Origin of the sequence: Rhodopirellula sp. UBA1907 (assembly GCF_002337565.1) — a bacterium.
In the GTDB taxonomy this organism is placed as follows: domain Bacteria; phylum Planctomycetota; class Planctomycetia; order Pirellulales; family Pirellulaceae; genus Rhodopirellula; species Rhodopirellula europaea.
This window is the reverse complement of sequence record NZ_DDGH01000113.1, coordinates 12,221-31,776: the sequence shown is the minus strand read 5'-3', so window position 1 is coordinate 31,776 and position 19,556 is coordinate 12,221. Positions and strand designations below refer to the sequence as shown.

Below are 19,556 nucleotides of genomic sequence, written 5' to 3'. Positions count from 1 at the left end.
GTTGTTGGATGTCGGGCGAGTGTCGGAGTTCTGATCTTTGGCGAATGTGTTTGCTGCTGGGGACGTTGCACGGTGACCGCGAGCGATGTCGGCGAGGACTCATTTCATAAGTTTCACAAAGCGTCACTGGAAAATTTTGGCTTGGGGCCGTTTAATGAACGCCGCTTGGGGTGAGCCTTGAATTGTCTTTGATGGGAACGCACCTAGCTCGCACTTTGTGTCCTTTCCCCCGTGAGACAACCACCCCGACTGCCTTGTGAAAAAGATCCGCGAGTTTCTAGAAGTCTTCGGGCAATCGTCTGGAAAGTGGATCGTGCTGGCGTCCATGGTGGGTGTATTGGTCGGCATCGGTGCGATCGTCTTTGATCGCTTGGGCCGAGTCGTTGTGCGTTTCGCCATGGCTCAGTTCACCGGGTACGCCCCAATGGAAGCTGCCGGCGAAGAAGCCGTGATGATGCCGCCCGACTCGGTGTTCTCGCCGTGGATGTTGGTGCTGGTGATGACCCTGGGGGGACTGGTATCCGGAACGATCGTGTACTGGTTCGCTCCGGAAGCGGAAGGTTCGGGGGCGGATGCGGTCATCGATGCGTTCCACAATCGTCGCGGGAAAATGCGGGCTCGGATCCCGTTGGTCAAAACCATCGCGTCGGCAATCACGCTAGGCACCGGTGGTTCAGGCGGTCGTGAGGGACCGATTTCGCAAATTGGCGCTGGGTTGGGATCGGTGTTAGCCGACCGGTTGAAGCTGTCACCGCGTGACCGACGGATTCTGATGGCCGCGGGAATGGGGGCCGGCGTCGGTGCGATCTTTCGTGCCCCGTTGGCCGGTGCTGTTTTCGCCGCGGAAATTCTGTACAGCGATTCGGACATGGAAGCCGATGTGATCGTGCCGTCGGCGACCGCGTCGATTGTTGCCTACAGCTTGTTCACTCAAGCGTTGCCGATCGAGTATCGGTATCTGCCGTTGTTTGGTGACGATCTGCATCACACGCTGACTTCGCCATTGGAGTTGTTGCCTTACGCGGTCTTGGCGATCGCGGTGACGATCGTTGGCGTGATCTACGTCAAATTGTTTTCTGGCACGCGACGGCGGTTCTTGGATTTGCCACTGTGGCCGCACATCAAGCCGGCCATCGGAGCTGGGCTGGCCGGTTTAGTTGGCATCGGATTGTTCCGCATGGTCGGTAACAACATGCACGCGCTGGGTGTCTTGGGAACCGGATACGGAACGCTGCAGATGGCACTGACGAATGCGGCGGAGCTCGGTATACCGATGTTGTTGATCATTGTGTTTGCAAAGATCGTGACCACCGCGTTGACGATTGGTTCGGGTGGGTCCGGTGGTGTGTTTGGTCCGTCGATGGTGATCGGAGGATGCTTGGGCGCCGCGATTGGTCTTGGTTTTCAAGCAATGTTCCCGAGCGTTGTGACTCAGCCAGAAGCGTACGCGGTCGTGGGGACGGCGGGCTTTTTTGCCGGCGTCGCGCGAGCCCCGATTTCAACGATCATCATGGTCCGTGCTTTGACGGGTGACTTTGGGTTGCTGGTGCCGACAATGTTGGTGACGACGTTGAGCTTTGTCATGTGCAGCCGGTGGCGTTTGTATCACTGGCAAGTTCCCACGCGAATGGATTCGAAGGCTCATCGTGGTGATTTCATCGTCGACGTTCTCGAAGGATTGAAGGTGGGCGATGTGTTTGACCCGGATCGAAAGGTCTTGCTGATCCCGGAAGCCACAACATTGGACGAGATCGTTCATTGTTTGGCTGACAACCAGCAGCATTATTTTCCCGTGGTGGACAAGCAGAAGCGAATTGTCGGCATCTTTAGCGATGACGACGTGCGGACCTACTTGTACAACGATTCCATTTGGCGACTGGCCGTTGCCAACGACGTCATGACAACCGACTTGGTCAGCGTCACACCGGACGACGACCTGAACACGGCGCTGAAGCGGTTCACTTCACTGAACCTGGAAGAGTTGCCGGTGATTGATATCAACGAGCCGGGCAAGTTGCTTGGGATGCTGCGTCGCAAGGAAACGATCGCGGCCTACAACCGCCGCTTGGTCGAACACAAGCAAACCGCGGAAGAAGCGTAGGATTACGCGTCAGAAGTTCTTGGAGTATTCGCAAAGTCGATCGCGAAATTCCGCGAACAGACGACTTTGGAAACGATATGGGTTGGTCACGCACACGATGCGTCGGGTGGGGCGAGGGCTGACGAACGACTTGTAGACTCGTCGTTTGCTGCGATCCAAGCGTCGGGCCATGTCGGGGATCATCGAGATTCCGTGCGATAGCGAAACCAACTCTTGAACCGTGGCCAATTGGTTGGCTCGTTCAACTGCGACGGGCAAGAACGAACGCTGCCGGCAAAACGAATGAATGTTCTCGGACAAACAATGGGCTTCGTCCAGCATCACGAATGGTTCTTCTTCCACGTCTTTCATGCCAATCCGTTCTTTGTCGCAGAGCGGATGATCGGGCGGAAGAAGCAAGCACAGTTCTTCTTCCATCAGCGGTTTGACTTCGACGTACTTCTCTGAGATCGGCTCGGCAAGGATCGCGAGATCGATTTCGCCCTGTTTGATTCGCTTGAGTAGTTCGTCGGTGGTGTTTTCGTGAACGATCAGTTGCGATCGAGGAAAGGCGTTCGAGAATTGCTTCAGCAGGTTGGGCAAAAAGTAGGGAGCGATCGTCGGGATCGCCCCGATTCGGATCTTGCCGGTTTCCCCGTCGTCCGTGATTTCGGCCCGCGTGTCTTCCAGGATTCGAAGGATCTGCGTGGCACTGCGCTGAAACAGCAACCCCGCGTCGGTCAGTTCGACCGAGCGAGGTTTTCGTTCAAAGAATGGTTGCCCAAATTCCTCTTCGAGTCGCTGGATTGAGCGACTTAAGGCAGGCTGCGAGAGATTCATTCGCGTGGCTGATTCGGTGAAGCTTTTTGTTTCCGCAACGCTTTGAAAGTACTTCAGTTGGTCAATGTCCATCGAATCATCACAAGCAAAAACGGAACGGGCGGCAACACAGTCTGCCTCCGATTGAGAGGTGCCGCGGCATCAAAAGCAGGGTCAGTCTAAAGCCAACCGCTGCCATCCGGCTAGCAGAGTCCGACAAGTCGATTCCGCCATCGAAACGAGTGTCACCTCCTATTGCCTCAAAATTCGACGAAAGATTTTGCTTGCGTCGTTACTACTTGCGTGGTAACAATGGGCCCGTCGTTACTACACGATTAGTCACACAGGAGTCGGACGTGTCTGAACCGAGCGAGATTCATATCACGGATGCGGAGTGGGAGCTGATGGAGAGCATCTGGCAAGCGGACGACCAAACCGCCGGCGACGTTCTTTCGCGTGTTGTTGCCGGGCATCGCAGCCACCGAACGTTGCGGACGCTTCTTGCGAGACTCGTCGAGAAAGGCGCGGTCTCCGTGCGAGTCGAAGGTTCGCGGCATCTTTACAGTGCGGCCGTCTCTCGAGAGTCATGCGTCAGGTCGGCCGCTCAATCGTTCGCCGCTCGCTTCTTCGACGGCAACATGCAGTCTTTGCTGATGCATTTCGTCGAACATGAATCGCTGTCAGAAGAAGACGCGAAGGATCTGCGTGAGCGATTGGCAGCACGGGTAGGTAAGAAGGTTTCCAAGCGGTCTCGTCCAGTCAAAAAGTCCAAGTGAACTCATTTCAGGAGACGACCATGGTGTCACTTACCGCTGAGTCCGATTTTTTGGCTGAGCTGTTGTGGCGAGCGACCTGGCAAGCGTGTGTGCTCACCGTGATCGTGCTCGCGGTCACGACAGGCTTGCGTCGATGGATCACGCCCAAATGGCGGTCCGTACTGTGGCTCGTGCCCGCGTGCCGGTTGCTGATGCTGCTTGTTCCAGTCAGCACTTTCAGTTTGTTCAATTTGTTCGAGTATCCGAACGTTGCACCCGTTGCAGTGAATCATGCAAACGCGACTTCGAAAATGGATGTCGCCGCAACCGAGCAACCCGTTTCAAGCTTTGCACTGGAACAACCTCTGCCGGATGTCTCCACCGCAATGACGATCGATGCATCGAATGCACTCACCGCGGATACGTCTTCGGTTCCGTCGACCACTTCAGCAATGGACAGCGAAATCCCCGAATTGGAGTGGTCTCTCACGACTGTACTCATCGGTGTCTGGATCGTCGGATGCGTCGTCGCAATGGTTCTCTGGATGCGTTCTCACGTTTTGATATCGCGGATCATGGCCAATGGTTGTGCAGCGACCGATCCAAAGCTCGTTGACATCTGTGAATCGCGGCGCCGGGCCTTGCGACTACGCCGGAAGATTCAGTGCGTTGTCGTGGACGACAACATCGGCCCCGCTGTCTGCGGTCTGTTTCGCCCGCGAATTTTGCTGCCGTCGAGTTTGATCCGTGAACTCAATGTTGATGAATTGCGCTCCGTCATGGTCCATGAGATCGAACACATTCGACGTTGGGATGGACTTTGTTCGTTGCTAGGTCGGCTGCTGACCGTCATTCATTGGTTCAATCCGTTGGCGTATGTCATTCGTCGCAATCTTCGTCACCAAATCGAACTCGCGGTGGATGCATCCACCATTGCTGCCGTTGGCGAGAACATGCGTCGCTCGTATGGAGAATTGCTGATTCAGCTTGCCCAACGCCCATCACGCCTTCATGGGATCGCTCACATGGCTGCGAAGCGGTCCAACCTGCGTTCGCGCATTGACGAGATTGCAATTCCCGCCAAGGCGAGTCGTGTTCGCTCCGCACTAGCAATGCTTGCCGCAATGGTTCTGATGATCTGCGGACTCACCGACTCTGCATCCACCCAAGAGTTGAACTCCAACGACCAAACACAAGCCACATCCGAGGCGGACCAGGATGACGACGAGACCCCAGCGAATGCACCGCCGAAGAAGGACGCTACCTCGCGAATGCTTGAAGACAAGATTCGCCGAATTCATGAAACGCCCAATTGGCGTTTTGTTGATACCGACTTCATTGCAAGTATCGAAGCGAGACAGGCAGAGCTGCGTGGGACTCGCATGACCCTCCGGGGAAATGTGATCGACGAACAGAGTGAACCGATAGCGGGTGCTTTTGTCGTCCTTCGTTTGCCTAGCAACCTTTCTCACATGCGCCGCGGAGTTGATGGTCGGGTGCAGGACGTTTTCGCGGTGGGTTGGACTGATGAACTTGGGCAATTTGCGTTTGATGATCAGCCAACGCCATGGTTCGAGTCCGGGAATCCGCTCACCTGGGAGATTTGCGTTTTTGCACCTGGTCAAGCCGTTGAGTCGAGAAAGTTCACGGGGGTGAGTGCGCGGATTCAACACGTAACGATGCCAATGACTCGCGAATACCAGATCCATGGAACGATTCGAGATTCAGAAGGGAAACCGATCGAGCAGATGAAGTTTGCACACGTCGAAATCGTCAATCCTTACGACCAGGCAAAATTTGAACTATCCCTTTTGAGTAGTGAGATTCGGTGCGTTCTTCGAACTGACGAGCGAGGCAGGTTCTCGGTCGGTGGTTTGCCACCGCAGAGGATAATTAGCCTGGTTCCAATCGGCGTGCCGGGATCGGTGATTCGTGTTGCCACTACGCCCAACCTTGAGGTCGACAGAATGATTGAGCGGGACTCGCCGAGAGCGGGGCTTGTCTATCCGTACTTCGAACCGACGTTTGAAACCTCCATCGCAAGACCGCCCAACGATCTTGCAGAAGCGAACGCTCCGACGACTGAAAGGTCGTCCAACACTCCTTCAACTCGCACTGTCACGGTTCGTGTACTCAATGCGGATGGAGGTGCTGGTGTTTCAGGCGTAGGGGTCGGTTGGGTGTCCAACGTTGACCGGATTCCAATCAGTCCAGGCATGCAGGCGACCGACGAGAACGGTGTTGCCAAGCTGAATGTTCCTCAGCGATCCGTTGAGATCTTTGTCGGTGGACGACGGTATGGTTTTCTAACGCAGTACGAACGGATTTCTGCCGGAACCAGAGAGTTCGCGCCGACGCTGGCACGCTCTGAATGGGTGAAGGGAGTTGCTGCTGGCGATCAAGACATAGAACTCAAGTTTGAGGTCCGGCCAGTCGCACCATTGAAGGTCAATGTGCAAACGGAAGATGGGACACCAAAGGCAGCCGAACTGCAGGTCACTCGTCGTGGCTGGGGCGAACTCTATTCAATGCCGACCATCCAAACAGATGACCAAGGACAAGCCAACATTCCAGTCCGGCCGGTCATGTTCGACATTGAAATCACCGCGACCACGGAAGACGGGATGCAAGGAAGGATCGCAGTCAAATTGTCCAGGGACTTCGATGATTCGGAATCAGCGATCGTCACTGTCAAATAACGCAGTTTGAATATCGGTTTCATCGTTGAGTTCGAAAGAGGATCAAACGAGAGAGACCAGGCAGTTTGCGTTTAATTGCCTCGGCGTTGATGCTTGCATCGACTTTCTCACATACCGGCTCGATCAGGGTTTGGTACCCAGGATGCGTTGATAGACGGTTAGGTAGTTGTCGGCCATTCGGTCGATTGAGAAACGATCGATGACGGATTGGCGAACGGCGAAACGATCAATGTCATCGATGCGTTCGATCGCCTGTACCGCTTCTTGGGCAGTGTTGACCAAGAAACCCGTCACGCCGTGTTCGATCAATTCTGGCATCGATCCCCGATTGGTCGCGATGACGGGCGTGCCGCAAGCCATGGCTTCGATGACGGAAAGCCCAAACGGTTCATCGAAGTTGATCAGGTGCAACAAAGCACGAGCGTCGCCCAATGTATTCAGTCGTTTCGTACCCCCGGCGACACCGTGATAGATCACGTTGACGCCGTCGTCCGCGGGTGCGACATGCATGTCGTGGTAGTGTTCGTCTTGCACGATCCCGTACATGTGGAGCGGTCGCTTGCTGAGACGTGCCGCTTCGATTGCTTCTGCCGCTCCCTTGTCAGGATGAATCCTTCCAAAGAAAAGAAGGTCTTCGCCGCGTTTGGGTTGGAACGGGAAGTCATCGATCGGAATTCCGTGATGAATCGTTGCTTCGTATCGAAGGCTCGGGTGGCGATCGGCATCACTGATCGCAATGTAGTGAACCAGATCTTGGTATTCTTGATACATCGGTAGAATGCGATCCGATGAGAATCCATGAATGGTGGTAACGATCGGCGTGTCGATCAGTCGGGAAAAGGCGTGAGCGGGAAAGTCTGCTTGATTGTGGATCAAATCAAACTGGCCGGCTTGTTCGAACAGGTGGGCAAGATGTCGAAACTCCCAAACCTTCGCGTCGATCGACGGATCTTCGCTGTACGGGGCCGGAACAACCCCATCGAGTTTGCCTGATGTCTCGCTATCGAGCGTGGCGAAAAGTGTCACATCGACGCCACGTTTCACGAGTGCTTCGGTCAGCATGCTGGTGACCAGTTCCCATGGACCATATGCTCGCGGTGGTGTTCTCCAAGCAATGGGAGCCAGCATGGCAATTCGCATCGGAGGTTTGCTTTCGGATTCGGGGCGAAGAAGTTTATGAGATGCAAGCAACCGGAAGCCCCATGCGTTCACGGAACAGATTCGGTGCTGCTCGACCTTGCGGTCATGAAATTCGCGAGGACTGATCTTCGCTGTCTACCAATTGCAAAATAAGGCCTTCGTTGGGTGCGAGAGTACCGTCGATGGCACGAGGCGTCGCGGTGGAACAGAGCACCGTGACTAGGCCTGCTGTTGAAGGCACCGGCAACGACCGGGCTTGATCGCCGAGATTCAACGCGATCAACAGGTGTTCGTCGCCATGCCTTCTTTCGAAAGCGAGCACATCATCACCGGTTTTGAGGAGTGTGAAGTTGCCGATTGACAAAGCAGCTTGGCGTCGCCGCAGCGAGAGCAGTGCTTTGTACAAATTCAACAATGAATTCGGTTCCCGTTCCTGGGTTGCAATGTTTCGCCGTCGCGAATCGGGGTTGAGCGGTAGCCACGGTGCGGCGGAACTGAAACCGGCTGATGGGGAATCGTCCCACGGCATCGGCGTGCGGGATCGATCTCGACCGATATTCAGTTCTGGTTGCAGCAAATGCTGAGGATCGCGAATTCGATCGCGAGGAATGGGGACCTCGCCAATGCCAATCTCGTCGCCTTGATAGAGCGTCGGTGTGCCGCGAAGGGTCAGCAGCATCATGGCGGCGACTCGGGATTGTGCGTCACCCACGCGGGCGGCGATGCGCGGTGCGTCGTGACTGCCGAAGCCCCAGTTCGGCCATCCATGTATCGGAAGAGAGGCCTCGTAGTCACCGATCACTTGACCGAGGGATTGAGCGTTCCAATTGCTTTCGATGAGATGAAAGTTGACCGGCAAGTGCACTTCTGGTTGCTTCTCCGTACCAAACCAACGGGAGAGTCGATCGTCGGGCAAACTGATTTCGCCGATCAGAACGCGATCACCATAGCTGTCCGCGAGCGAGCGAAACTCCGCCGCGATTTGGTGGGCTTCAGGTTGGTCGGTTGAGTTCAATTGAATCAGCTGATCTCGCTGAGTGCGGTCCGGAGTCCAATCTGGATTGATTGGATTGTCTCGAAGGGCGACGTCCTTAATGATGTGCCAAAGAACGTCGATACGAAATCCGTCGACACCTCGGTCCAACCAAAACCGCAACACGTCCAGCATCGCTTCACGAAGCCCGGGATGACGCCAATTGAGATCGGGTTGCTGAGGAAGGAAGGCGTGCAAGTAGTATTGCTTGGTTGCGGCGTCCCATTCCCATGACGAGCCACCGAAATCGCTGATCCAATTGTTAGGTGGGCCCCCATCGTCCGAAGCATCTCGCCAGATGTACCAGTCCCGTTTGGGATTTTCGCGAGAGGAACGACTCTCGATAAACCATGGATGTTGATCCGATGAATGATTCGGAACAAAGTCCATCAGAAGTTTGAGTCCACGTGAATGCATGGCCGCAAGCAAGCGATCGAAAGTCTTCAGATCGCCAAACAGCGGATCGATGTCGCAATAGTCCGAAACGTCGTACCCGAAGTCGATCATGGGTGAGGGAAAGATTGGTGAAAGCCATACCGCATCGACTCCAAGGCCCACTAGATAGTCCAATCGACGCTCGATTCCCGCGAGATCGCCGACTCCGTCTGCGTTGCTGTCTTGGAAAGAACGCGGATAGCTTTGGTAGATCACACCGGATTCCCACCATCGATGTGTGCTTGGTTGTGACGGGGCGGTCGTCGTTGATTGTGTCGTGATAGTGAAGCAATGCCTTGGTTGTGAGATCCGGGAACTTGTTGGCTGCCAGACGGTTTGCAGGGATGGCTGAATTCAAGCTGCCTGCGTAGCCACGAGCGAGAACCAGTTTGTCAGTTCATCATTGCGAGCAGTTCATTGAGTTCGATGGTGGCGAAGGTCGTCGCGTAGTCCGACATCGCGTAGGGAATGACCAGGTGGTCTTGATGAATGATCGCACCACACGTGTAGACCACATTGGGCACGTAACCTTCACGTTCGAGTTCGTTGGGAGTGACCAAGGGTTCATGCAGTCGTGCGATGACTTTTGAGGGGTCGTTCAGGTCCAGCAACATCGCTCCGATGCAATACTTTCGCATCGGTCCGACGCCGTGTGTCAGGACCAGCCAGCCGGCGTCCGTCTCAATGGGTGATCCGCAATTGCCCATTTGGACGTATTCCCAAGGTTCCGCCGGTTTGATGATCAATTCGCTGGTGTGCCAGAAATACAGCATGTCGGAGTACATCAAGAACAGATGTTCCCCATCCTGCCGGCCCAACATCGCGTAGTGACCATTGATTTTTCGCGGGAACAATGCCATGCCTTTGTTGGCGACGGCAGGTCCGTTGAGGGTATGCATCTTGAAGCGAAGAAAATCCTTCGTTTCCAATAGCTGAGGCAGTACCAATTGCCCATCGTAAGCACTGTATGTGGCGTAGTATCGAGCGCTGCCATCGTCTTCCGTGAAGTGCACGAACCGTGCGTCTTCAATTCCATTGCTTTCCGTTGGACTGAATGGAAAAACGACCCTTTCGGATAATTCATGATCCGGTGTGTATTGGATTTCGTAGTTTGACTTTGCGAGCATCACCACGCGGTCCACCAGCGGTGCCAGTTCGTTGTGAATCGAACGGTGTTCGCGCAGCGATGCTTGCAATCGCGTTTCCAATTCCTCGAGTGTGAATTCGGTCGGCAGGGCCGCTAGTACCTCGTAGGTGAAGGTGTTACCGAGTCCCAGTTCGATCAGCTTGCGTCGAAAGAGGTCGTTTTCGTAGCAAGAGTCAGGAACGTATCGGGGTGTAGTGACGAATCGCACCGGTTCGTCGATCTCAATGGAAAGATCGCGATCGATGGTGCCGCTTCGAAAGACGATGGATGAAATGTGGCCTTCGCCAACCGCTCGCAGGCTCATCGCAAAGCGACGCGAACCGGAGGGCAAATCGGATTGGTCGGGGTGCCAAACGAGTGAGGGGTTGAACAGGGCAGCCGATTCCAACGCGTATTCTTGAGTGAAGTACGCACCCAAAAGCAAACGCCGGTTCTCGGTCATTGGCGTGTCGGTCAGCAGATGATGCTTGAGGTCACGAAATCTTCGTTCGAAGTAAGCTTTGGGCTTTTGATGCCGACCGTGGAACTCTTCCAACACGTGAGCGACTTGTTGGCTGACCTCCAATTCGGATAGCGTGCAGACACGTCCGATGATGCGCAGCACGCGATCGTCACCCGGTGGCTGGAACGGTCGCAGTACGACGCGTTGACTATTGGGCGAGAGAACGATTCCGGTTCGTTTGATTGGCAAGATAGTTCAGTGAGTTGGGTTGGCGACGACACGCATGGTGGTATGAAGGCCTCGCATCTCGGCGAGTGAAAGAAGAAACGCGAGTGTTGATTCGGCACCCTGATTCGCATTGACTTGGTTTTCCATCAATCCGTCGAAGCAGCCGCCGGTGGAAGGGTCGTAAATCGGTTGGCCGAGATCATTGCGTCCCAGGAACCAATCGAATGCCAAGTGCGCTTGATCGGACCAGATCTTGTCTTTGGTGGCAGCGAAGGCTTCGATGGATGCGGACACCATGGCGTGAGCTTCGATCGCTTGCTGGTCAAACACGGCCGCGACGCCGCCCTCGGGACTGAAGCCGTTCGAACCGATCGGACGAAAACGTCCTTGTGGTGAAAGCTGAACTTCGCAGAGCCATCGCAAAGACTTCATACCAATGTCCGCGACTCGTGGATGATCGAACCAACGCCCGTGCGTGATCATTGCCTGAGAAAGTTTGGCATTGTTGTAGGTTGCGATCTTTTCAAACCACGGCCACGCGTCGGTGGCGGTGGAGTCATACATGTCGGCCAATCGTTCAGCGAGCTGCTGGCTCATCGCCGCAGCAACACGATCGCCACTGTAGCGGCGGAGGTATTCGTGAATACCGATGATCGCGAGTGCCCAGGTTCGCGGCGAGGTGGTTTTTTCACAGGCCGGAAGTGCTTGGTGAAACACTTCTCGCGCCCAGGCAACCAATCCAGCGTTGCTTGATCGACCAATGCATGTTCCTAGTGCCCACAAGGCGCGGCCCTGGGAATCGTCTGAACCGTCAGTTTCCAACCATTGCCGATCGAAGCTGAGAAAGTTGCGAAAGCGATTGGTTTCTCGATTGAAGGCGTTGTTGAGAAAGGCAGCGTAGCGTGAAGCCAACGACCGCACTTCGGTCGAGTCTTTGCCTTGTTCTTCTAGCAACACGGTTAGGATCAGGGCCCGAGCGTTGTCATCGGTGCAATAGCCGTGCGCATGATCCGGAATGGAATAGATGGCATGTTGGACGATCCCGGTTGAGTCGCTGAGGTGCTGCAAGTGGTCGAGCTGCATTTGCGGCAGTGCCAAAGGTTGCTCGTCCAAGGTGCGGACGGCTAAGGGTTTCAACGACGAAGTTCGTTGTTCACGAGCCCGGTTGAATGAGTCGATGTATAGCTGAGAAACGTGTTCCCACGTCATGTCTCGCCCCAGATCGTAGGCTTTGTCACGCATTGCCAAGCGTCGTTCGTCATCGCTGAGTAGTCCGATCACTTCGCGAGCAATCGCGGATGGATCCGCAAAGGGGACCAGCACTCCTCGTCCATCGGCGAGCAGTTCTTCGGCATGCCAGTAGGGTGTCGAAATGACCGCTTGACCGCATCCGAAAGCGTATGCCAGCGTTCCCGAGACGGCTTGTTCAACATTCAGGTAAGGCGTGATGTACAGGTCGGCAGCACCAATGAATTCGGTCAATTCTTCGAGTTCGACAAATCGGTTGTAGAAGCTGACATGTTTGGAAACGCCCAGTTCCTTCGCCATTCGCTCGAGGCTGATCCGATAGCGTTCGCCCTGTTCGCGGAGCAGACTGGGATGAGTGGCCCCCAGAATGATGTAAATGAAGTCCGGGAATTTGGCGACGATTTCCGGGATGGCTTTGAGTACGTGCTCGATCCCCTTTCCCGGTGACAACAAGCCAAAAGTCAAGGCGACAGGTTTGTCTTCGACACCGAATTGTTCCTTCAGAACGCTTTGATCGGTTTCAGGAGCGTCCGGAATGCCGTGAGCAATCACGTCGATCTGTTCGCTTTCGACCGAATAGGTATCCAGCAATGTTTGTCGGCTTCGTTCAGTCATCACGACCAATCGAGTGGACAGACGAATGAGTTGCATCATCACGGCACGCTGGGCTTCGCTTGGTTCCGACAGAACCGTGTGAAGGGTAGTGACGACCGGCATACGGACGTCTTGCAGAAGTGCGAGAATGTGGCTGCCACTGGGGCCACCAAAGATGCCAAATTCATGCTGCAGCGAAATGACATCCACGTTGCTGAAGTTCAAAAAGTCAGCGGCCGATTGGTATTCATCCAGTTCCTGATCGGCGACTTGAAATTGGACTTCGTTATCATAGGCGTAGCCGCCTTCGATGTCGTCGAGTGTGACAACAATGCATTCGGCGCAGGTTTCTCTTGCAACGCCGAGACGCAGATCATGTGTGAACGTTGCGATGCCACACTTTCGTGGCAGGTAGTCGCCAACGAAGGCTATTTTTAGAAGATCATTGGAAATCATTGACATGGTTTATTCGTGGGGATTGCGTTCGAGCGAATCCAAAACGGATTGCTTTGAGAGCTGAACCGATGCCACGCAGGCGTCGGCTGCTCCGTAGAAGATTTGAAGGTTGTCGCCCAGATCCAGCATTGCGGTGGGGAAGACAACGTTGGGAACAAAGCCGTTGCGTTCGTAGTGCCGGATAGGTTGCAGGACCGGTTGTGCGGAACGGCTCAAAACTCGATCGGGATACTCGCGGTCTAGCAGGAGTGCTCCCGCGGAATAGCTTCCCACGGTTCCGGCTTTGCTTGGGCGAGTGCAACCGTGATAGAGCGTCAGCCAACCTTCGTCGCAAAGAATTGGTGGCGTTCCGCTTCCGACGCGGTCACCTTCCCAATCATGCAAACCATCGAGAACAAGTTCGTGTCGGCCCCGGTGAATCATGTCAGGCGAACGAGCCATCCAGATTTGCGGAGGGCGAAAGTGGGAGTGCGGATTCGGGCGGTGCAATGCGACGAAGTCGTCCCCAATCAATTCGGGAAACAGCACGACATCCTTGTTTTCGCTGGGGAAGATGATCCCGTGCCGTTGGAAGTTCACTAGGTCGTTCGACGACATCAGTGCGGTCGCGGCACCCGATCGAGAGACCGCGACATAGGTGATCCAAAAGGTGTTTCCAATTTGTGTCAAACGCGCGTCTTCGATGCCATATTCTTCCCAAGGACTTTCTGGGATAATCGTCGTGACAAATTGCCAGTTCACGCCGTCTTGGTTGGTTGTTTGAAAGAGTTGCAAATGAGAAGCGGACGTCAAACGCAAGTCACCGTTGCTCTTCATCGCAACGACCCGGGCATCAACGACCTCTAGGTCATCGTTCTTAACCCAATCGATTTGCGTGGTTCCGGATGGGGCGAAACGAGGCAGAGGTGTCCAGCCTTTTCGGACTTCAGTTGGTGATTCAGCGACCCGGGCTAGCATCACAAGCCGATCGCCAAACGACGCAACTGCCGGATTGAAGACGCCAACGACTCGAAGATCATCTTGCGATGGTTGAATGTCACTGGGACGCAGAATCACGGTTTCGGCTTGACGCTCGATCATGAGCACGCCTTGATCGCATCGATCGACTGGCTGTCTAAGTCTTCAAACGTTTCGGATTGTTTCGCTGATCTGAGCAGTTTCCGAACCTCATTTGAAGAGCGACAGTCTTGAGCCCGCTGAACAAGATCGCACGCTTTGGTTGAATCGATTTGAGCAATGGCCTTTCGAAGACTTTCGGACCGTGAGGCACTGACACTGAGTTCTTGGATTCCGAGTCCGATCAGCAGCTCAGCGAATTCCGGATCGCCGGCTTCTTCGCCGCAAACACAAATGGGGCGGTCCCAGCGTTTTGCAGCGGAGGCGATTTGATGGATCGCTCGCAAGACAGCAGGGGGCATCGCGGTCACCTGATCGCTTTCCGCCGAAAGCTCTCGATCAGCAGCCAGCAAGTACTGAGTCAGGTCGTTGGTGCCGATCGCAATGAAGTCAGCCAGTTCAAGGATCTCGTCCAGGCAGAACAAGGCTGCGGGCGTTTCGATCATGGCACCGATTTGAGGCCGCCTGAATGCATTGGACGCTTCGACAACATCGTCGACCATCGCGATTGCTTGAGCAAAGTCATGGCCCCCGATCACCATCGGGAACAAGATGCTGACGTCGGCCTGTTGAGCGACCTGGACGATCGCATTCAGTTGGGAACGCAGCAAATCCTTTTCTGCCAGCGAAAATCGTAGTCCGCGCAGACTCAGACTGGATGCATCCACGTTCTCGTCTTTCGACAAAAACGGAGGCAGTTTGTCGCCTCCAAGATCAAACGTGCGGATAACCAATGGGCGGTCGCCCAAACGATCGGACATCTGCGCATAGATACGACGTTGGGATTCGGTGTCTGGTCGGTGTTCAGATTGCAGGTAGAGAAATTCGGTGCGGAACAGGCCGACTCCTGCCAGCCCGTGAGCAAGAACTTGGTCGAGATCGGAGGACAGTCCAACATTGCCATAGAGTGTTATCTCCATGCCGTCGAGCGTTTGGCATGTAGAAATGGAAGCCGGGTCGGAATGATTGCATTGAAGTGCATCCAAGTCGCGGTCCGCTTCAGCCAATCGCGAATCGAATTCAGACAGTTCCTGTTCATCAGGATTGGCGATGACGATGCCCGCCTCGCCATCGATCAAGAGCATCATCCCGCTTGTAATTCGCTGAGTCGCGTTGGCGATCCCCGAGACGGCAGGGATTCCCATCGATCGAGCGATGATCGCGGTGTGCCCGAGATTGCCGCCGACCTGAGTGACGATGCCGACGATCCCTGAGTCTGCCAACGCAATCGCATCGGATGGTGCAAGCTCTTGAGTGACGATGATGGCATCTTTGGGAAGTTCGTCCAGACGAGTCGCTGTCATTCCCATGAGATGCCGTTTCATGCGTTGACCAATGTCACGCACGTCCGTCTCGCGTTCGCGAAGGTAGTCGTTGTCGATTTTGGTCAATCGTCCGACGGTTTGGCAGATCACAGAGTCCAATGCGCCTTCGACGCCGACGAGATCGTGGGAGATTCGATCTTTAACCAATGACGCGATCTCACCCGCCATCGACGCATGGGCGGAGACCAAGTCAATTGCCGACGAGATGGAGGTTCTGTCTGTGGCGATCGACTTGAGGTCGTCGAGATCTTGTTTGGACTTTTCAAGTGCATCGTCCATTCGGTCGCATTCGTCGGAAACTTTGGACCGTGAAATGGAGTCAGACGTGTTCTCTGTCGGCAGCGTGATCGTGCGTTGCAGTTCATAGCCCAATACGACAGCGACTCCTTTGGCGAGTCCGGTCGATAGCGAGTTCCCTTCCATGCGTTCCATTCCATTTTTCCTATGAGATTCTGATGCGGCCAGTCGTGCTCGTATCAACTGAGTTCGGCGATCACTTCACCGAAGGATTGGCCGCCGATGGAGCCAGCGTGCCGATAAGTTGGCGGATCGGAGACCGCGTCGAGCTCGTACAGAGCGACGCTCGTCAGCGTACTACCGCTTGACGATTCGCGATTTTCAGAGCGATGAAGTTGCCGAAACGTGTCTTTCGTGATGAAACACAGGATTTCGGATGCGTGTGAACCATGTGCCGATGGTTGCTGATGTCCGTCGAATGGTCCGCCGATGAATTCGATCAACGCTTACCTTCGATCGCCCAAACGCAATACCACCCAATCCGAACGGAATCGTTCGATCGATTGGTTCAGCATATTCGCTGGTTCTTCGGGCCGAAGATGAGTGGCATGTTTGCCCTTCACGCCGCTGGCTCACTTGAAGCGGTGAGCGAGAATGACTCCACTCGATACGTCGAGGCTGTTGGGTCCAGGATCAACTTATGAGTAAGGTTGACCGTTTCAGAGCCGAGCCGAATCGCTTCGAGAACATTTTGGAAGGTTGCTGCATGGACCGACGTCTGAGTCGGTGAGTCTGCGTCGACCACAACCAGCTTCATCTCGTCCGCGTTCTGGTCGACATGCTTTTCTAGAAAACGTTTGACCAACGGATATGGCGTCAACGCCAACGAGCTCGCTTTGAGGAAGACGTCATATTGGGACTTGTTGGAGAACCCATAGATGACGATCGGGTGGTCCTGCGGCGAAGATTCTGTCAGCGAGGGACAGGCTGGAAACGCTGCGTCGTTCAAGACATAGCGTGGTGTGTTGGAAGTACCATCCACTGAGATCGCCTCCTTAGGACCCGTCCGTAAATAAACTACCTGATTGGCATTGATTTGGTTGCGGCAGATCGCGGACACTCTTTCGCATGCCGGATGCAAATGTCGTGAAAGGAATCCGATTGAAATATAACGCCTTGGTTGAGGACCTGGACGAACGAGGTCGTCGTCGGTGGGCCGCAACCGAGGCGATGGCGTTAGGAAGAGGTGGTATCGTAGCAGTTGCAGCAGCGACCGGCTTATCTGACCGTACGGTCAAGAATGGCATAGCTGAACTTCGTGACCCACAGCCACTGTCCTCAGGTCGCCAACGTCGAGTTGGCGGCGGTCGGAAAGTCGCTGAATTTCACACGCCTGATTTACAGAAAGCCGTAGAACGACTCGTTGAGCCGACCGAGCGAGGTGATCCTCAGTCACCATTGCGTTGGACTTGCAAGAGCTTGACGAACCTACAGACCGAGCTCCGTGGTCAGGGCTACCAAGTGGGGCGGACAAAACTGGCCGGAATCCTCAAAGAACTTGGCTATTCGCTTCAAGGAAATCGGAAGACACGCGAGGGGAAAGATCATCCTGATCGTGACGCACAGTTTGAATACATTGCCGGGCGAGTCAAAGCCTATCGTCACGGTGGGCGTCCAGCTGTTTCGGTAGACACGAAGAAGAAGGAAGTGCTGGGAAACAAGGCAAATGGCGGACGAGAGTATCGCCCCAAGGCAACACCACTGGAAGTCGATACGCATGACTTTCCTGACAAGAAACTTGGCAAAGCGGTTCCCTACGGTGTGTACGACATCGCCGAGAACGAGGCGCTGGTATCAGTTGGCGTCAGTAGCGACACGGCTGAATTCGCTGTCGAAGCGATTCGGCGATGGTGGAACGAACTTGGCATCGAACGATACCCCAAAGCAAAGCGGGTACTGATTACGGCCGATGCAGGTGGCAGCAACGGACACCGTAATCGGTTGTGGAAATTGGAGCTACAGAAACTGGCCGACGAAACGGGAATGAAGATCGAGGTCTGTCACTACCCACCTGGCACGAGCAAATGGAACAAGATCGAACATCGGCTGTTCTGTCACATCACACGCAACTGGCGGGGCATTCCACTGGAATCGCATCAGGTGGTTGTCAATCTGGTAAGCTCAACTCGCACGAACGAAGGGTTGGAAGTTCATTGTTGGCTCGATGCTGGCGACTATAAGACTGGTCGCAAGGTGACGGACGCAGAAATGCAAACAGTGCGAATCAAACGCAATGACTTTCATGGTGACTGGAACTATGAAATCCACCCAAGACTGAACCAGCGTTTCAGGTAGTTTATTTACGGACGGGTCCTTAGGCCATCGATAGGCCTGCTGCGGTTTGTCTGTCGTAGAGGATCTACAACGAGAGCGAACTGCGAATCGCGAAAAGGGAGTTTGCAGTCGCGGATGCGATGAAACAGCTGGCGGCACCTAAATGCACGCTTCGCGCAGGCCAACATTGCAGGCTACCACGATTCCTAACCAAGACAATCGCAAAAACAACGATGGGGGCGAAAGCCGCCTTCGTGGTCAAATCGCAAAGACGTTGGGCTTTCGTTTAATTTGGTCAGGGAGCGGACGTTTGAGATTCAAACGGCCAACCGGGGAGCTCACCGCAGCTTTGAAGTGCGAGGACCGCGTAGGCAGTTCCTGTGTTGGAAATTAGATTGCCGGCGTCGTTGACGGGCGAGCGAGTGAACCACTTTCCGCTTTGACGCTGGTTGGCGAGCAACCATTGGATTCCCTTTTGCAAGCGTGGATCGCTGGCGGGAATTCCCAATTCGCGACTGATTACGATCACCAATCCGGTCCCGTATCCGTCGCTGGTTTGTGTATCGAGCGGTTCGCCATCGTTGCGTTCCAGTCCATTCCAATCAGTTAAGAAGCCGGCCGTGGACCAGCCGCCGTCCGGTAACTGTTTCGAGAGCAGTTCCTCCACGGTTCCTTGGCGTTCGTCCGCAGTCATGAGGCTGTCGATTCGCCGGGAACACCATGCGATCATGGCACGATGGTGCAGCGACTTTGGCGGGTTGTTGTTGAAATAGGTTCGCAACTTCGCAATGCCCGACTTCGCGGCTTCCGCTTCCGCGTATCCGTCCGGTGCGATGCCAACGGTTAGCGCAGCCAGCGTGACTCCAAAGTGGTCATCGATCTCCATCGGAGCGTAGTCGCAATCGGGCCAGTCCCATCCGCCATCGGCGCGTTGCGTGGTCCACAAAAAGTCCAGCACATCGCGTGTGATCGGGCTGAGGTGCCCGGTCGTTTGCATGTCGTTGAACGTCAACCCGGCGGCCACAACGATCACCCAGAATCCTTGTCCTTCCGTAGGGGCCTTCTTCTTCCAACGCTCGGTTCGATACCGTTCAAAGAACTCACGGACTTCGCCGGGATCCTTTTGCACCGATGCCAATGCGGGGCGGGCGAACATGTAGGGCATGTTGGTGTGGCACGTGACACAGTTTTTTTCTGCCAAGTCAACGAAGCACGATCGAGATAGATCGCGGCTTGTTTGGCAGAAAACGATTCCGCGGTTGGTTCATCGGCATCGATCGAATCACGCTTGTCGGGAACGGAATCAAACGTGACGATGTCAGTTTGCGCATGGGCAAACATCGGCCACGTGAGTGCGAATGAGAGGAGAAACCCAAAGGCCGTTCTTGCCATGGTTCGGTGGGAAGGTTTGAATCCCATCTGATCGGGTTCGCTTGTGAATGGGGGTGTCGGTCGGTTAGCCGATTGA

The 19,556-nt window shown here is 54.8% G+C and carries 13 protein-coding genes and 1 pseudogene; 4 read left to right on the top strand and 10 right to left on the bottom strand.

Going from position 1 to position 19,556, the window contains the following annotated elements; genetic code table 11:
* Window positions 1-256: 256 nt before the first annotated feature.
* A complete protein-coding gene (locus tag B2R17_RS28095; protein WP_286766620.1) occupies window positions 257-2,101 on the top strand; it encodes a chloride channel protein in 1,845 nt (614 codons plus the stop codon).
* Between the two features lie 9 nt (window positions 2,102-2,110).
* Here B2R17_RS28095 and B2R17_RS28090 read toward each other — a convergent pair whose 3' ends face one another.
* The gene (locus B2R17_RS28090) at window positions 2,111-2,992 is read right to left on the bottom strand and encodes a LysR family transcriptional regulator (protein WP_286766619.1); all 882 of its coding nucleotides are present in this window, start codon (window positions 2,990-2,992) and stop codon (window positions 2,111-2,113) included.
* A gap of 263 nt (window positions 2,993-3,255) precedes the next feature.
* Here B2R17_RS28090 and B2R17_RS28085 point away from each other — a divergent pair, with 263 nt between their 5' ends.
* Window positions 3,256-3,675: a BlaI/MecI/CopY family transcriptional regulator gene (locus tag B2R17_RS28085; RefSeq protein WP_286766618.1), complete on the top strand. Its 420-nt coding sequence runs from the start codon at window positions 3,256-3,258 to the stop codon at window positions 3,673-3,675.
* A gap of 20 nt (window positions 3,676-3,695) precedes the next feature.
* Window positions 3,696-6,353 (top strand): M56 family metallopeptidase, encoded by a 2,658-nt coding sequence (locus B2R17_RS28080; protein ID WP_286766617.1) that lies wholly within the window; start codon window positions 3,696-3,698, stop codon window positions 6,351-6,353.
* 123 nt (window positions 6,354-6,476) lie between these two features.
* On the opposite strand, the gene B2R17_RS28075 is transcribed toward B2R17_RS28080, so the two are convergent.
* From B2R17_RS28075 to B2R17_RS28040, 8 genes are all read right to left on the bottom strand, one after another.
* Window positions 6,477-7,493, bottom strand: coding sequence for a glycosyltransferase family 4 protein (locus B2R17_RS28075; RefSeq protein WP_286766616.1), 1,017 nt, complete (start codon window positions 7,491-7,493; stop codon window positions 6,477-6,479).
* Window positions 7,494-7,596: 103 nt separating this feature from the next.
* Window positions 7,597-9,177 carry an alpha-amylase family glycosyl hydrolase gene (locus tag B2R17_RS28070; RefSeq protein ID WP_286766615.1) on the bottom strand — a complete coding sequence of 527 codons (1,581 nt, stop codon included), beginning with the start codon at window positions 9,175-9,177 and terminating at the stop codon, window positions 7,597-7,599.
* A gap of 176 nt (window positions 9,178-9,353) precedes the next feature.
* On the bottom strand, window positions 9,354-10,799 hold the full coding sequence (locus B2R17_RS28065; protein ID WP_286766614.1) for a glycoside hydrolase family 130 protein: 1,446 nt from the start codon (window positions 10,797-10,799) through the stop codon (window positions 9,354-9,356).
* Window positions 10,800-10,805: 6 nt separating this feature from the next.
* Window positions 10,806-13,082 carry a glycosyltransferase family 4 protein gene (locus B2R17_RS28060; protein WP_286766613.1) on the bottom strand — a complete coding sequence of 759 codons (2,277 nt, stop codon included), beginning with the start codon at window positions 13,080-13,082 and terminating at the stop codon, window positions 10,806-10,808.
* 3 nt (window positions 13,083-13,085) lie between these two features.
* Window positions 13,086-14,156, bottom strand: a complete 1,071-nt coding sequence (locus B2R17_RS28055; protein ID WP_286766612.1) for a glycosidase — start codon at window positions 14,154-14,156, stop codon at window positions 13,086-13,088.
* A complete protein-coding gene (gene ptsP / locus B2R17_RS28050) occupies window positions 14,153-15,949 on the bottom strand; it encodes a phosphoenolpyruvate--protein phosphotransferase (protein ID WP_286766611.1) in 1,797 nt (598 codons plus the stop codon). Before ptsP ends, B2R17_RS28055 begins: the two co-directional genes overlap by 4 nt.
* A 44-nt stretch (window positions 15,950-15,993) precedes the next feature.
* Complete coding sequence (locus B2R17_RS28045) at window positions 15,994-16,257, bottom strand: hypothetical protein (protein ID WP_286766610.1); 264 nt, start codon at window positions 16,255-16,257, stop codon at window positions 15,994-15,996.
* 116 nt (window positions 16,258-16,373) lie between these two features.
* Window positions 16,374-16,796: a hypothetical protein gene (locus tag B2R17_RS28040; protein WP_286766609.1), complete on the bottom strand. Its 423-nt coding sequence runs from the start codon at window positions 16,794-16,796 to the stop codon at window positions 16,374-16,376.
* Between the two features lie 86 nt (window positions 16,797-16,882).
* Between B2R17_RS28040 and B2R17_RS28035 the strand changes: the two genes are divergently transcribed.
* Window positions 16,883-18,109, top strand: a complete 1,227-nt coding sequence (locus B2R17_RS28035) for an ISAzo13 family transposase (protein ID WP_286766608.1) — start codon at window positions 16,883-16,885, stop codon at window positions 18,107-18,109.
* A gap of 274 nt (window positions 18,110-18,383) precedes the next feature.
* On the opposite strand, the pseudogene B2R17_RS28030 reads toward B2R17_RS28035, so the two are convergent.
* Window positions 18,384-19,507 (bottom strand): annotated as a pseudogene (locus B2R17_RS28030) (prenyltransferase/squalene oxidase repeat-containing protein).
* Window positions 19,508-19,556: the final 49 nt, after the last annotated feature.

Coding starts and splice junctions, on each gene's coding strand:
- B2R17_RS28090 (WP_286766619.1), bottom strand. CDS start 2,992: ATGGACATTGACCAACTGAAGTACTTTCAAAGCGTTGCGGAAACAAAA.
- B2R17_RS28080 (WP_286766617.1), top strand. CDS start 3,696: ATGGTGTCACTTACCGCTGAGTCCGATTTTTTGGCTGAGCTGTTGTGG.
- B2R17_RS28075 (WP_286766616.1), bottom strand. CDS start 7,493: ATGCGAATTGCCATGCTGGCTCCCATTGCTTGGAGAACACCACCGCGA.
- B2R17_RS28060 (WP_286766613.1), bottom strand. CDS start 13,082: ATGTCAATGATTTCCAATGATCTTCTAAAAATAGCCTTCGTTGGCGAC.
- B2R17_RS28055 (WP_286766612.1), bottom strand. CDS start 14,156: ATGATCGAGCGTCAAGCCGAAACCGTGATTCTGCGTCCCAGTGACATT.
- ptsP (WP_286766611.1), bottom strand. CDS start 15,949: ATGGAACGCATGGAAGGGAACTCGCTATCGACCGGACTCGCCAAAGGA.
- B2R17_RS28035 (WP_286766608.1), top strand. CDS start 16,883: ATGCCGGATGCAAATGTCGTGAAAGGAATCCGATTGAAATATAACGCC.